Origin of the sequence: Sphingobium lignivorans, assembly GCF_014203955.1 — a bacterium.
In the GTDB taxonomy this organism is placed as follows: domain Bacteria; phylum Pseudomonadota; class Alphaproteobacteria; order Sphingomonadales; family Sphingomonadaceae; genus Sphingobium; species Sphingobium lignivorans.
The window spans coordinates 652,807-666,144 of record NZ_JACHKA010000001.1 but is presented as its reverse complement, the minus strand read 5'-3'; the positions used below and the strand labels follow the sequence as shown (position 1 = coordinate 666,144).

The window sequence follows — 13,338 nt, the reverse complement described above, 5'->3', positions numbered from 1 at the left end:
GCCTGTCATGCCTGCCTGGCTCCTGCGCCTGCTCCCGCATGGGATCGCGCTCGCCGCCCTGCTGGGCGCGATGTGCTGGATCGACCGCAATGCCGCCACGCGGACCCGCGCCCAGATCGAGACCGCGCGGATCATGAGCGAGAACCAGCTGCGCACGGAGCTGCGCCGCAGCGAGCAGCGGCTCGCCGGCAGCATCGGCGCGATCGGCACGCGCGTGACCGGGCAGATCGATGCGCTGGACGCGCGCCACGCCACCATCATCCAGCCCACGCTCATCAGGGAGCTGACCCGTGAGACACGCTTTTCCGACCCTGCTGCCGGCATTACTGACGGCGTGCGCGCCGAACTCAACCGCGCCCTTGCGGCTGTCGCCTGTGCCCCCCGCCCTGCCGGCGGCCTTGTCTGCACCCTGCCCGATGCCCCCGCCGCTGGCGCGCAATGACATCGCCACGCTGACGCTCAAGCTCGCAGAGACGGCAAGGCTGCTCGGCCAGTGCGCACTGCGCCACGCCGGCGCCGTGAACGCCTATGAAGCGGCCCGCGCCGAAGCGCGGAGCTGGAACGATCAGGCGAACTGAACGCCCCGAACGCGCGCCGCCATCCCCCGCCGCCGTCGCAACGCCCCGCCCGCCAGCGCGAAACCGCCGATCATCATCGCCCATGTGGCGGGCTCGGGGATGCCGGGCGAATAATTGAAACGAATGACGTTCAGGCGATCGGACTCGGCATTGAAGGCCCTGACATTCAGCCACCGGAACTCGAAATAATAGGATGAGCCGACATATTTTGCGCCGTAATGATAATCGAGCGTGGCGCCCAGAAATCCTTCATTGCTGTCCGGAAATCGGGACAATGCATGATCGAATATGAGCGCCACGTCACCACCGCTATATGCAGCATAAAGCTCGATCTGGACGCTGTTTCCTGACACGTAGCAATTGGCGCCTCCCTCATCGTACAGGCAAGTTTGCCACCATTCATCTTCGCGCCTGTTCACCGGAAGCGTGAGATAGAGCGTCATCGCGCCCTGGTGGTAAGTCACCTCCTGCATCCAGCCGCCGCCGGGCAGATCGACGATGCTGACACGCCGCTCCGTGCCGGTGCCCCAGAGCCTGTATTCCAGGAAATCAGCCGCTCCGGCAGGCGCCGACAAACAGGCGGCCGAAACGACCGCAGCAGAGACGAGCTTCTTCATGATGTTTCACCTCCCACAGTGAGGCGGGCAGCATGAAGCAATTGCCTGAGTCGCTCAAACCATTCCCGAGCAATGGACGTCGGGTGCCGCAGGCCAGTTCCGGAGGGGCGCTGATCGCGAGGTTGGTTCGAGCGACGGCGACCGGGCGTGGGGAGATGGCTGATGCCCCCGCCGCTGGCGCGCAATGACATCGCCACGCTGACGCTCAAGCTGGCCGAGACGGCCAGGCTGCTCGGCCAGTGCGCACTGCGCCACGCCGGCGCCGTGAATGCCTATGAGGCGGCCCGCGCCGAAGCGCGGACCTGGAACGATCAGGCGAACTGAACGCGCGCCGCCATCCCCCGCCGCCGTCGCAACGCCCCGCCCGCCAGCGCGAAACCGCCGATCATCATGGCCCATGTGGCGGGCTCGGGAACGGCATAGACGCGGTGGATGGTGCCGATGATTTCTGTTCCGACGTGGTCGGGCGCAAGCAGGTACAGGAACACGCCGCCTGACTCGAACAGGTCTGGCTGAATATCCGCCAATGTGTGGATGTCATTCTGGAACGTCAGGCTCATCACATTCGAGCCTAGCGGGCCATAGCTCGGCATGAAGACGTGCATGGTGTTGCCATCAAGCACGAGTTCGCAGGCCGAGGAATAATTGCTGCACGCAGGGTATAACAGATTCGTATCGGCCAGGACGAACCCTTCATCGATGTCCAGGAAGCAAGTGTAGTCATAGGAAATTTCGCTGACGAGGATCGGCCCGTCCCACTCCGTTTCCACGACCGTCGCATCCATGTAAAGCTTGAGTGCTTGTGCAGGCGCGGTTGATCCCGCCGCGAGCAAGGCAGCTAACAGCAACTTCTTCATGATGGTCACTCCCACAGTGAGGCGGACATCATGAAGCAATTGCCTGAGTCGCTCAAACCATTCCCGGGGGGACGGGCGCGGGCGGGGATGAAGGCCGCTCTGCATCTTGGCGTGGCAACTGGATTCCCATGTGCGTGGGAATGACGGGAAAGAGGGGACGCGGTCGGCAGGGCTCGCGGAATGATCTATTGGCACCGCACCGCGCCCGACCGCTATCGACCGGCCCGGCCCCGCACCGCCCCCCATCCCTCCCCGGGGGCACATCCTCCATGCAAAATTAATCGTCCCGGCTTATTCGGTGCCGGAACGGTACAGGGCCGTTCCGATGGTGGGACGGACTTGTTTAGGCCCGTGGGGCGCGGTAAGAGGCGCGACACGACGCCGGCCGGACATTCAACAGCCCGACGAGTTCGGCGAGAGGAGGTCCGAGCGGATGAGATCCAACCCGCCAGCGCTGGCAGTGGCTGCTGGAGAGCGTTGATCTTGTCGTCCGGTTTCATCTTCCCCTATTGGCAGGCAGGTCCGCGAGAGAATGGACCGCATCGAGCGTCGGGTTCCGGAAGGTCGCACACACTGCCCTCATCAAGCCATTCCATCCTGTTTCATGCCTGTCTGGAGACTATCGATGCCTAAGCTGAGGAGCGTCTCGCTCGTTGCGGTGACTTCCCTTTCCCTGCTTCTTTCCGCCTGCCAGAAGAAGGCCGAGGGACAGGTTGTCGCCATCGTCAATGGCGAGGAAATCACCCTTACGGAACTGAATGCCGAAATTGCCGAGATGAACCTGCCCGCCTCCGCCGACAAGAATGCGGTGCGCAGCCGGGTGCTCCAGCGCATGGTCGACCGCCGCCTGCTCGTCCAGGCCGCCAAGGAAGCCGGGCTCGACCGCGACCCTGCCTATCTGACGCAGGAGCGCCGCATGCAGGAGCAGCTGCTCGTCAGCATGTATGGCAAGAAGGCGATGGACACGATCAAGGTGCCCGACACCGCCGCGCTCGACCGTTTCGTCTCGACGCATCCCCAGCAGTTCGCCGAGCGCACCCGCTTCCGGCTCGACCAGCTCGTGATCGACATGCCGTCCGACCCCAAGCGGCTGAAGGAACTGGAGAGCGCGCATACGCTTGACGAAGTGGCGAGCCGCCTCACCGCGATGGGCATCAGCTTCCAGCGCAACGCCGGCGCGCTCGATTCCGCCACGGTCGCGCCGCAGGTGCTGCAGCGCATTCTCGCCCTGCCCGCCGGCGAGCCCTTCATCGTGCCGAACGGCAACCGGCTCGTCATCAACTCCATCGTGGGCCGCGAGCCGATCTCCGTGACGCCCGAGCAATCCCGCCAGATGGCGGCGCAGGCCATGCGCAATGAGGAGCTGAACAAGATCGGCGAGCAGCGGCTGCAGGAAGCCAAGACCAAGGCCAAGATCGAGTATCAGCCCGGTTTCGAGCCCAAGGACGACGCCGGGAAAAGCACGCCCGCGATCGGCGCGGCCACCAACGGCGCGGCACCCGCCACGCCCTGATCCGGCAAAGGGACAGCGCAGGGGCGCGCGCCTTGAAGGGCCGCGCCTCTCCTGACCTGCCAGCAGCCCGGCGCCCCGCAGGGCCGGGCGCCTCATCGCGGAGAGCCGGACCATGATCGCCGACATCATCGCCTGGTGCCTTGCGGCCGTGCCGCTCGCCTTGCTGATCGTGCTCGCGATCGAGCTCCTGGCCGGCATCCTCGCGCGACCCGCCCGTCCGGCCGCGCCGGACAGCGGCAGGCCGCGCGCCGCCATCCTGATGCCCGCGCATGACGAGGCCGGCGGCATCGCGGCGACGATCGAGCGGTTGTGGCCGGCGCTGGACGAGACGATCAGCCTCATGGTCATTGCCGACAATTGTACGGACGACACGGCGCGGATCGCGCGCGCGGCGGGCGCCACGGTGCTCGAACGGCACGACACGGCGCGGCGCGGCAAGGGCCATGCGCTTGCCTTCGGCCGCGACCATCTGCGCGGTGACCCGCCGGACTGCGTCGTCGTGCTGGACGCCGACTGCGAGATCGGCCGCGACGACCTGCGCCTGCTCATCGACAGCGCGGCGCGCAGCGGCCGGCCGGTGCAGAGCTGCTACCTGCTGCGATCGCGCCCCGGCGACAGCGCGATGACGCAGATCTCCAACTTCGCCTTCCTCATCAAGAACCGGGTGCGCCAGCGCGGCGCCGCCAGCCTCGGCGCGCCGGCCATTCTGGGCGGGACGGGCATGGCCTTCCCATGGACGCTGATGGCGGACGCGCCGCTGGCGACGAGCCATCTGGTCGAGGACCTCGTGCTCGGCATCGATTTCGCGCGCCGGGGGCATGCACCGGCCTATCTGGAGCAGGCGACGACCTGGAGCGACCCGGCCAGCCAGAAGGACACGCTGACCCAGCGCACCCGCTGGGAACATGGCTATATCCAGACCGCGCTGCGGCAGGGCCTGCCCCTGTTCGCCGAAGGGATCGGCAGGCTGCGGCCGGGCCTCGCCTGGTTCGGCCTCAGCCTGATGGTGCCGCCGCTGGCGCTGCTGATGAGCGCCAGCCTCGCCGCGCTCTCCGCCACAATCGTGCTGGCCCTGATCGGCGCGAGCCCGGTGCCTGCGCTTGCCCTCGCCCTAGCGCTCGCCCTGACCGCGCTGCTGCTGATGCTCGGCTGGGCCCGGGACGGACGGCAGGCCGTAAGCGCCGCGACCCTCGCGCGCATTCCGCTCTACCTCGCCTGGAAAATCCCCGTCTACCTGCGCCTCGCACGCGGCGGCGAGACCCGCTGGGTGCGCACGAAGCGCGCCGGGGAGGATTAGGCCGTTGATTGCTTTATTGATCTTGGCGAGTGTGAGCCGCTGCGCTGCGCAGACGCTCTGTCCGACCGATGAACAAATATTGGCCGCAGTTCGCAACCGCGACGGCGCGGTAGTCCAAGCCGCCTCCAACCAAGCGGCACAAGACGATCCGAGCAGCGTCGTTCTGATCCACTCGGAACGCATAAAGCGAATAGCCGACGTGTTGTGCAGTGACGCCTTGCCTAACGATCTTCCGGGAAGTCCAGCTACTATCAACTGCGCGTTCGTAGTTCGGTATTGGAGCAGAGACGCTCACACCGTGGCGCGGTTGATCCGCCGAAGCGACGCTTGGGAGATAGACGACGCCCTAATGGTGACGCGCGACCGTCGGTAAGCCGAACGTCCGCAATGTCGTCTTGTCCGGACAGTCCGCTTTTGAGGTCTCGCCCCTCATTTTCTGCCATTGGGCTCTGTGCTTTTGACCACGTTTCCTAGACGAATGTGGAGATCGTGGTGCACCCTATCTCGTTATTCACGATGTCATCCCGGACTCGATCCGGGATCCCGCTGCCTTGAATCTCGCCGGGCCCACCAGGTTTGAGAAACAGGAAGAAGCGGGATCCCGGAGCAAGTCCGGGATGACGGCGGAAAATGGCTGAAAAGCGCGCTTCTTCGCTCCATCGAAGGCCGCGAATTTGCCCGCTTCGCCTGGGCGCGCGTTGAAAGCGCGGACCGGGGCGGCGGTGTCAGCGGTCCTCCTTCGCGGTTTCGTCGTCATGATATCGCGAGGGTTCAGCTGGATTCCCGCGGTCGCGGGAATGACGAAGAGGGGGCCGCGATATCGGGGAGGCCGTGGCGGCCGGCTTTGCGCGCGCGTCCTGCCATCCACCGCCAGCGATGCAGGCAGTTTCCGCTTGCATCGCTGGCGTGAAGCCGCCCTATTGCCGGCCGCGCCGGTGACAGGGCAGCTGCGGGGAGGACAGATTTGGACGATGGCATCGACAACCCGGCGCGTGGCTGGGGCAGCTTCTTCCTGATCCTGCTCTCGCTGGTGGTCGAGGGTTTCGACCTGCAGGCCGCCAATTTCGCGGCGCCTTCCATCCTCGAGCATTTTGGCGTCACGCGCGCGGAAATCGGGCCGCTGCTTTCCGCGAGCCTTGTCGGCGTGCTGATCGGCGCGGTGCTGATCGGGCCGCTCGGCGACCGCATCGGCCGGCGCACGATCCTCATCACCTGCTGCTTCACATATGGGCTGATCTCGCTGGCGGCGGCCTTCGCCACCAGCATCACGCAGCTCATGGCGCTGCGCTTCCTCATCGGCGTGGGGCTGGGCGCAGTGCTGCCCAATGCGCTCGCGCTGGCGGGCGAGCTGGCGCCGCGCAAATATCTCGCCCGGGCGACCGCGCTGGTCGGCATCGGCATCACCTTCGGCGGGGTGCTGGCCGGCGCCGTCGCCGCGTGGTTCCTGCCGACCCATGGCTGGCCGAGCCTGTTCATCGCGGGCGGACTGCTGCCGATCACCATCGCGGCCCTGCTCTGGATCGGCCTGCCGGAAAGCCCGGCGCTGCGGCAGCGCGGCGCGGAAGCGCATCGCACCTCCGGCGTCGGCGCCATCCTCGCGCCCGAGTATCGCGCACGCACCATCGTCATCTGGATCGTCTTCGCGCTCGTCCTCATGGTCGTCTATCTGCTGACGGGCTGGATTCCGCTGCTGGTCAAGGATCAGGGCTATTCCACGGCGACCGCCTCCTGGATCGCCACGGCATCGCATGCCGGGGGCGTGCTGGGCGGCGTGATCGCCAGCCTGCTGCTGGTTCGCCGCAGCTGGTCCGTCGTCGCGCTGTTCGCGGGAATGGCGGCGGCGGCGCTGGCGCTCATCACCCTGCGCGACTGGGGGATCGTGGGCCTCTCGCTGCTGCTGGTGCTCGTCGGCCTGTTCAGCACCGGCACCCAGAATGGCCTCAACGGATCGTGCGGCGCGACCTACCCCGCCGCGATGCGCGCCTCCGGGCTGGGCTGGGCACTCGGCATGGGGCGGATCGGCTCCATCGCCGGGCCGCTGGTGGGATCGCTCGCCATCCTGCTCGGCCTCGCCGCGCCGCGCCATTTCTTCATCCTGCCGGTCTTGCCGTTGCTGATCGCCTGCGCCCTCGCGATCTGGCTGGCGCGCCGCACCGCCGCGCTGCCGCCCGAACCGGCGGGCGCTCCCGACACCACCCCTCACGGAGACACACCATGACCAAGATGCGCAAGATCGCCACCGAGGAAGCCTGGACCATCCCCGAAGTCGCCGCCGCGCTGCGCGACGTTTCGCGCGGGCCGTCGCAGAGCCTCGACAAGCTGCTCGTCGGCGGCATCTACGATCCGCCGGCGGACGCATCGGGCTATTCGGCGATGAACTTCCTCGATGGCCTGCTCGACATCGAGGAGAAGCGCCTGCCGGAAATGGACGCGCTGGGCGTCGACATGCACCTGCTTTCGCTCACCGCGCCGGGCGTGCAGATGTTCGATGCCGATACCGCGACGGACCTTGCCGCGCTGGCCAACGATCGACTGGCGGAGGTCTGCCGCAAGCGCCCGGACCGCTTCTCCGGGCTCGCCAGCTTCGCGCCGCAAAGCCCGAAGCGCGCGGCGAAGGAAATGGAGCGGGCGATCAACGAGCTGAAGCTCAATGGCTTCATCCTCAACAGCCACACCCATGGCGAGTATCTGGACGATCCGAAATACTGGCCCTGCCTTGAGGCCGCCGAAGCGCTCGACGCCTGCATCTACATTCACCCCCGCGCCGCTTCCGACACGCTCAAGGGCCCGCTGCAGGACTATGGCATGGACAGCGCCATGTGGGGCTATGGCGTGGAAGTGGGCACCCATGTGGTGCGCATGATGGCCGGCGGCGTGTTCGACGCCTTCCCGAAGCTCAAGATCTGCATCGGCCATATGGGCGAGGCCATCCCCTTCTGGATCTGGCGCATCAATTTCATGAACAGCCGCGCGCAGAAGATCGGCCGCGCGCCCAAGACGAAGCTCAGCATCGCGGAATATTTCCAGCAGAACTTCGTCGTCACCACCAGCGGCGTCGAGGACCCGCTGGCGCTGCGCTACACGATCGACAAGATCGGCATCGACAATGTGCTCTGGTCCATCGACTATCCCTACCAGCCGCAAAAGCCCGCCGTGGACTTCATGGATGCCGCGCCGGTGACGGAGGCCGAACGCCACGCGCTCTACCATGGCAATGCCGAGCGCATCTTCCACATCGCCCCGCTGGCGGACTGAGCGGAGACCGGGGGCGCGCCAGGCACCGGCGCCCGCCCCCGGCGGACGGCAGCGACCACATTGGAAAAACGGTCCGTCGAGACCGGAAGGAAAAGAGGAGAGAGAAAACATGACCGGCCCCGGCACGGAAGACCGCCTTGCCATCTTCGAGCTTTACGCCCGCTACAGCTGGGCACTCGATACCGGCGATACGGACGGCTATGTCGCCCTGTTCACGGAGGATTGCGAGGCGACGGAGGAAGCCAGCGACGGCACGCTCGAAGTGCTCAAGGGCAAGGCGGACATCCGCCGGCTGGTCCTCAAATTCCATGACCGGCCGGACTTCCCCGGCCACCAGCACCAGATGGCGCAGTTCATGTTCGAGGCCGATCCGGACCGGCGACCCGATCAGTGGGTGGTGCGCTCCTACGCCTGGGCGACTATCAATCACCCGCCCGCGCCGCCGCATCTCCACTGGTGCGGCCATGTCCGCGACGTGGTCGCGAAAGTGGACGGGCAATGGCTGATCCGCTCCAAGGACATCATGGGCTGGGCGGGGAAAGTGCTGGAGCGCTTCGAGGCGCACGGAGGCTGATCAACATCCAGCGCTGGCTGGCGTGGTAGGTTCGCGGACTTTGAGAGGCGGAGCGAGAAGCTCTTTTCAGCCGTTTTTCCTTTGTCATCCCGGACTCGATCCGGGATCCCGCTGCCTTGAGCAGGGTCGGCGCCAGCGGGTTTGAGAGAAAGGAAGAAGCGGGATCCCGGAGCAAGTCCGGGATGACCTCGGGATGACGAGATATTCGTGAATGGCGAGATAGGGTGCGCCGCCATGGCCTTGAAATTTGTCCTCGCCGCGTAGGGCGCCGCACGGCGGCCGGAGCGGTCGGGGCGTGCAGGTGCCTGCCCTGCCCGATGGAAGGCCATCCCCCCGGCCGGGCCCGCTGCGCATTTCATGCGATGAAATAGCCTCTCAAAGCCTGGCGGGCGCGCGTATCCCGCAGGGTTCCTAGGGATTCCGTGTCCCGGCGGCAGGCGCCCGACACAATCGTCCTGACCATTGAACGCTTCTGTCCTACTGCGGCCGACCCATGCCGGCCGGCGACCCGGGCGCATGCCGGCCCCGGGCTGGACAGTCTTCCTGACCAACGATACGACCTCGCAAAAATTGAGGTTATCAACGATTGTAGCCCGAAGGAGAGGACGGCACCGGAACCCGGCGGCGAGGCATATTCATTCCGCGCGAACCATGCGAACGGCGCCGGGGCGAGTCCCCTGCCCGGCCGCGCGGCCATCCCGGTTCCACAGCCACTTCCCCCTCTTCCTTCCCAGCGCGATCGGGATGGCCGGCGCATGTCGCCGCCCGGTCACGGAACAAGAGTCCGAACGAGAACAGAGGGAGAGACGATCATGAGACGTGAATTGCGCGCACTGCTGCTGACCGGCACGATGTCCGCCGGCGCCATCTTCGCCGGGCCGGCACTGGCGCAGGAACCGCAGGAAGCGCAGGCCGACACCGCCGGACAGAACGAAGCCATCGTCATCACCGGCTCGCGCATCGCGCGGCGCGACTATTCGGCGAACAGCCCGATCGTCACCGTGGGCGCGGAGCTGCTGGAGACGTCCACGTCCGCGGCCATCGAGACCAGCCTCAACAAGCTGCCGCAATTCACCCCGGCCCAGACGCCGGCGCTGGGCGGCGACATCCAGGCGACCGCCACCAACACGCCCGGCGCGGCCAGCGTCTCGCTGCGGGGCCTTGGCGCCAACCGCAATCTCGTGCTGCTCGACGGGCGCCGCGCGACGCCGGGCAATGCCAACATGGTGGTGGACATCAATTCCATTCCCTCGGCGGCCATCGAGCGTGTCGAGATCATCACCGGCGGCGCTTCGGCGACCTATGGCGCGGACGCGGTGGGCGGCGTCGTCAACTTCATCCTCAAGAAGAATTTCCAGGGCCTGCAGCTCGATGGCCGGATGGGCATTTCCCAGCGCGGCGACGGGCAGGAATATACCATCAACGGCATCATGGGCACCGACTTCGCGGATGGGCGGGGCAACATCAGCATCGCGATGGAAACCAACGACCGCTCGTCGTCCAAGCGCGTCGACCGCAAGTGGTTCCGCGATTTCTATTCGGACCCCGACACCGTCGGCAACCAGAACTTCTCCGATTATCCCAGCTACATCCCGGGCGTGAACCGCCCGTCGCAAGCCGTGATGAACAGCATCTTCTCCGGCCGGAACGTGGCGCAGTTCCCCAATTATCCGACGACCGGCACGCTCTGGTTCAACACCAACGGGACCGTCTTCGGCGGCATCAACAATTTCGCGACCCGCGCCGGCGCCTATCGCTATGCGGGGGCCTACGGGCCGGGCTTCAAGGAGAACAGCCTCGGCTTCCTCGGCGAGAATTTCCTCGAGGACCAGCTCGTCCTGCCGCTCAACCGCTTCAATCTCTACGCGCGCGGCAATTTCGAGATTACCGACTGGGTGAGCCTGACCGCACAGGGCTATTTCAACAAGACTTCCACCCGCACCATCCAGCAGCGCGCGGGCGCCGTGAACGGCTGGAGCGCCAACATTCCGATCACGCACGAGGTGCCCGCCGAGCTGCGGGCCATCCTCGCCAGCCGCACGCCCGCGCCCGGCACCTCCGCCCAGGCGCTGGCGAACCTCAATTGCCCGGAAGCGAGCCCGCTGGTCCCCGGATCGGCCGCCAATTGCGACTGGCAGCTCAACCAGTATCCGCTCGACGTGCCTCGCTCCGTGAATGCGGACGTCTATACCTACCAGATGCTCGTCGCACTGGAAGGCCGGGTGCCGGGCACGGACTGGACCTGGGACATTTCCGGCTCGCAGGGCGAATCCGAGACCAGCTTCCTCTCCTCCGGCTTCGTCTCGCTGGAGCGCTATCGCACGGTCATCACCGCGCCCAACTGGGGCGCCGGCTTCTCCGCGCAAGGCAATCAGAGCCAGGGCGGCTTCGGCGCCTCCCGCGCGACCTGCACCAGCGGCCTCAACCCCTTCGACAACATCGCCACCAGCCAGGATTGCCTCGATGCCATCTCGGCGGACGTGAAGTCCCGCTCGGTGATGCAGCAGACCAACTGGGAAGCGAATGCACAGGGCTCGCTGGTGGCATTGCCGGCAGGCGACCTGCGCGCGGCGGTCGGCGCGTCCTACCGGCGCAACCGCTTCACCTTCACCAATGATACGCTTTCCACGCAGGGCCAGTCCTTCCTCGACCAGGTGGCGGGCCTTTATCCGAGCGGCAATTCCAAGGGCTCGATCACGGTCAAGGAGCTCTATGGCGAGCTGCTGGTGCCGCTGCTCTCCGACCTGCCGCTCATCCGCAAGCTGGAGCTGGAGCTCGGCGCCCGCACCTCCGACTATGACACGACCGGCAATGCCTTCACCTGGAAAGCGATGGCGGACTGGGAAGTCACCGACTGGCTGCGCGTGCGCGGCGGCTACAACCGGGCGGTGCGCGCGCCCAATATCGCCGAGCTGTTCCAGGCCCCGCAGCAATCCTTCGTGAGCCTCAATCGCGGCGACGCCTGCTCCAGCACCAACAATCTGCTGGCTTATGGTGCCGGCCCCGCCAACACCACCAACCGGGCCGCCGTGCGGGCGCTGTGCGAAACGCTGATGAACGGGATCGACCCGACGACGGCCGACCAGTTCTACAGCGGCACGCAGGTCTCGGGCGCGACGACCGGCTTTGCGACCTCCACCGGCAATCTCGACATCAAGCCGGAAATCGCGAAGACCTGGACGGTGGGCGCCGTGATCGCCTCGCCGGTGCAATCCCCCTGGCTCAGCGGGATGCGCCTCTCGGTCGATTACTACAACATCCAGATCGACGACGCGATCGGCGCGGAAACGGGGGACTTCATCCAGCAGAAATGCTTCGACGTGGCATTCAACCCCACGCTCGACCCGAACAGCGCAGCCTGCGAGGCAGTGGTGCGCAATGTCGGCATCGGCACGATCGGCAATCTCGTCGGCCAGTACCAGAATTTCGGCCGCATCAAGACCTCGGGCGTGGATACGCAGCTCGACTGGACGATCGACCTGCAGGATGCGGGCATCGGCCTTCCGGGCCGGTTCGGCGTCACGACCGTCTTCAATTACCTGATCTCGCTCAAGTCCGCGAACTTCCCGACCAACCCGATGGACGAGTTCGCCGGGACGCTGGGCACGGTCCAGAACGGCCTGAACGCAGGCGGCGCCTATCGGTGGAAGCTGTTCAACACCTTCAGCTATGCGCTCGACAGCGTCCGCATCGCCCTGCAATGGTCGCACCTGCCGGCGACCCGGGCCTCGGCCGCGGCGACCAACCCGGACACGACCCTCTTCGGTGCGCCGGCTTATGATCTCTTCCACCTGAACGGCAGCATCTCGATCACGCGCAATGCGACGCTTCGCTTCGGGATCGACAATCTGTTCGACAAGGCGCCGCCGCTCATCAACTACAACACCGCGCCGAACGCCGCGAATGGCGAGTTGCGCGGCGGCGCGCTGGGCGCGCCCAGTTCCACCGCTGCCGGCCAGGATTACGATCTGATCGGCCGTCGCTTCGCCATTGGCGCCAACTTCAAGTTCTGAAGGCGAGCGCCCCTTCCTCCCTTGCCGGCCTCCCCTCGGGGAGGCCTTCTTTTTTGCCTCGCCCGCCGCGCGGGAATCAGGCCCTGTCGCGCGGTGCCGCCATCAGGGCACCATAAGCGCGCCGGAGGAGCGCGATGAGCGTCTCCAGCTCCGCCGCGCTCAGTTCGTCGCGGATCGGGCGCTCGACGGCCGTGCCGCACCCGACCATCTCCGTCATCAGCGCCTCGCCCTCCGGCGTGAGGCTGAGGCTGTTGCGGCGGCGATCGGTCGTGGAACGGGTGCGGCGCGCCAGCCCCCGCTGCTCCAGCTCGTCGATGATCGCCACCATCGCCGAATCGTCCATGGCGACTTCCCGCGCGAGCTCGGACTGGGAACAGCCCGGATTGCCCCGGATGAGCACCATCACCGACAAGGCGCCGGAGCGAAGGTCGAAGGGCGCGTAGGCCTCGACGATCCGGGTCACCAGCTCGTTGCGCAACAGGCGTACATTGGTGCCGACCGCGCTCGAAAGCGGCCCCCAGTTCATCCGCACGGCAACCGCCGCCCCCTCCGTCGCCTGCGCATTCTCGCTCATGTCGTCCCGTCTTTCGCTCGCGTTGCCCGAGCCGCTCTCTTGGCGGATAGAGTGGATGAT

Annotated in this window: 12 protein-coding genes; 9 read left to right on the top strand and 3 right to left on the bottom strand. The window is 66.4% G+C overall.

Translation table 11 applies throughout. The annotated features are described in order from the left end of the window. The first annotated feature begins 7 nt into the window (after positions 1 to 7). Both HNP60_RS03135 and HNP60_RS03130 read left to right on the top strand, forming a co-directional pair. Positions 8 to 442, top strand: coding sequence for a hypothetical protein (locus tag HNP60_RS03135; protein WP_184150109.1), 435 nt, complete (start codon positions 8 to 10; stop codon positions 440 to 442). Beyond that, positions 417 to 578, top strand: coding sequence for a hypothetical protein (locus HNP60_RS03130; protein ID WP_184150107.1), 162 nt, complete (start codon positions 417 to 419; stop codon positions 576 to 578). The genes HNP60_RS03135 and HNP60_RS03130 overlap by 26 nt, the downstream gene beginning before the upstream one ends. On the opposite strand, the gene HNP60_RS03125 is transcribed toward HNP60_RS03130, so the two are convergent. Continuing rightward, a complete protein-coding gene (locus HNP60_RS03125) occupies positions 566 to 1,195 on the bottom strand; it encodes a PEPxxWA-CTERM sorting domain-containing protein (protein WP_184150104.1) in 630 nt (209 codons plus the stop codon). The two genes, HNP60_RS03130 and HNP60_RS03125, sit on opposite strands and share 13 nt — an antisense overlap. Before the next feature lie 162 nt (positions 1,196 to 1,357). Between HNP60_RS03125 and HNP60_RS03120 the strand changes: the two genes are divergently transcribed. Then, positions 1,358 to 1,519, top strand: a complete 162-nt coding sequence (locus HNP60_RS03120) for a hypothetical protein (protein WP_184050879.1) — start codon at positions 1,358 to 1,360, stop codon at positions 1,517 to 1,519. On the opposite strand, the gene HNP60_RS03115 is transcribed toward HNP60_RS03120, so the two are convergent. Continuing rightward, complete coding sequence (locus HNP60_RS03115) at positions 1,507 to 2,052, bottom strand: PEPxxWA-CTERM sorting domain-containing protein (RefSeq protein WP_184150101.1); 546 nt, start codon at positions 2,050 to 2,052, stop codon at positions 1,507 to 1,509. The two genes, HNP60_RS03120 and HNP60_RS03115, sit on opposite strands and share 13 nt — an antisense overlap. Before the next feature lie 625 nt (positions 2,053 to 2,677). Between HNP60_RS03115 and HNP60_RS03110 the strand changes: the two genes are divergently transcribed. The 6 genes from HNP60_RS03110 (at position 2,678) to HNP60_RS03085 (ending at position 12,704) form a co-directional block, all read left to right on the top strand. Then, positions 2,678 to 3,565 carry an EpsD family peptidyl-prolyl cis-trans isomerase gene (locus HNP60_RS03110; protein WP_184150098.1) on the top strand — a complete coding sequence of 296 codons (888 nt, stop codon included), beginning with the start codon at positions 2,678 to 2,680 and terminating at the stop codon, positions 3,563 to 3,565. Positions 3,566 to 3,677: 112 nt separating this feature from the next. Continuing rightward, positions 3,678 to 4,862 carry a glycosyltransferase family 2 protein gene (locus HNP60_RS03105; RefSeq protein ID WP_184150095.1) on the top strand — a complete coding sequence of 395 codons (1,185 nt, stop codon included), beginning with the start codon at positions 3,678 to 3,680 and terminating at the stop codon, positions 4,860 to 4,862. Between the two features lie 964 nt (positions 4,863 to 5,826). Beyond that, complete coding sequence (locus HNP60_RS03100; RefSeq protein ID WP_184150092.1) at positions 5,827 to 7,080, top strand: MFS transporter; 1,254 nt, start codon at positions 5,827 to 5,829, stop codon at positions 7,078 to 7,080. Further along, entirely contained in the window at positions 7,077 to 8,117 is a 1,041-nt protein-coding gene (locus HNP60_RS03095; protein WP_260394621.1) for an amidohydrolase family protein, read from the top strand. Before HNP60_RS03100 ends, HNP60_RS03095 begins: the two co-directional genes overlap by 4 nt. A 109-nt stretch (positions 8,118 to 8,226) precedes the next feature. Beyond that, positions 8,227 to 8,691, top strand: coding sequence for a nuclear transport factor 2 family protein (locus HNP60_RS03090; RefSeq protein WP_184150089.1), 465 nt, complete (start codon positions 8,227 to 8,229; stop codon positions 8,689 to 8,691). Positions 8,692 to 9,503: 812 nt separating this feature from the next. Beyond that, a complete protein-coding gene (locus HNP60_RS03085; RefSeq protein ID WP_184150086.1) occupies positions 9,504 to 12,704 on the top strand; it encodes a TonB-dependent receptor plug domain-containing protein in 3,201 nt (1,066 codons plus the stop codon). Positions 12,705 to 12,780: 76 nt separating this feature from the next. On the opposite strand, the gene HNP60_RS03080 is transcribed toward HNP60_RS03085, so the two are convergent. Continuing rightward, positions 12,781 to 13,278, bottom strand: a complete 498-nt coding sequence (locus HNP60_RS03080; RefSeq protein WP_184150083.1) for a MarR family winged helix-turn-helix transcriptional regulator — start codon at positions 13,276 to 13,278, stop codon at positions 12,781 to 12,783. Positions 13,279 to 13,338: the final 60 nt, after the last annotated feature.

What these genes read in the sequence shown, in the direction of transcription:
- HNP60_RS03135 (WP_184150109.1), top strand. Translation starts at nt 8, where the DNA reads ATGCCTGCCTGGCTCCTGCGCCTGCTCCCGCATGGGATCGCGCTCGCC.
- HNP60_RS03130 (WP_184150107.1), top strand. Translation starts at nt 417, where the DNA reads ATGCCCCCGCCGCTGGCGCGCAATGACATCGCCACGCTGACGCTCAAG.
- HNP60_RS03125 (WP_184150104.1), bottom strand. Translation starts at nt 1,195, where the DNA reads ATGAAGAAGCTCGTCTCTGCTGCGGTCGTTTCGGCCGCCTGTTTGTCG.
- HNP60_RS03120 (WP_184050879.1), top strand. Translation starts at nt 1,358, where the DNA reads ATGCCCCCGCCGCTGGCGCGCAATGACATCGCCACGCTGACGCTCAAG.
- HNP60_RS03115 (WP_184150101.1), bottom strand. Translation starts at nt 2,052, where the DNA reads ATGAAGAAGTTGCTGTTAGCTGCCTTGCTCGCGGCGGGATCAACCGCG.
- HNP60_RS03110 (WP_184150098.1), top strand. Translation starts at nt 2,678, where the DNA reads ATGCCTAAGCTGAGGAGCGTCTCGCTCGTTGCGGTGACTTCCCTTTCC.
- HNP60_RS03105 (WP_184150095.1), top strand. Translation starts at nt 3,678, where the DNA reads ATGATCGCCGACATCATCGCCTGGTGCCTTGCGGCCGTGCCGCTCGCC.
- HNP60_RS03095 (WP_260394621.1), top strand. Translation starts at nt 7,077, where the DNA reads ATGACCAAGATGCGCAAGATCGCCACCGAGGAAGCCTGGACCATCCCC.
- HNP60_RS03090 (WP_184150089.1), top strand. Translation starts at nt 8,227, where the DNA reads ATGACCGGCCCCGGCACGGAAGACCGCCTTGCCATCTTCGAGCTTTAC.
- HNP60_RS03085 (WP_184150086.1), top strand. Translation starts at nt 9,504, where the DNA reads ATGAGACGTGAATTGCGCGCACTGCTGCTGACCGGCACGATGTCCGCC.
- HNP60_RS03080 (WP_184150083.1), bottom strand. Translation starts at nt 13,278, where the DNA reads ATGAGCGAGAATGCGCAGGCGACGGAGGGGGCGGCGGTTGCCGTGCGG.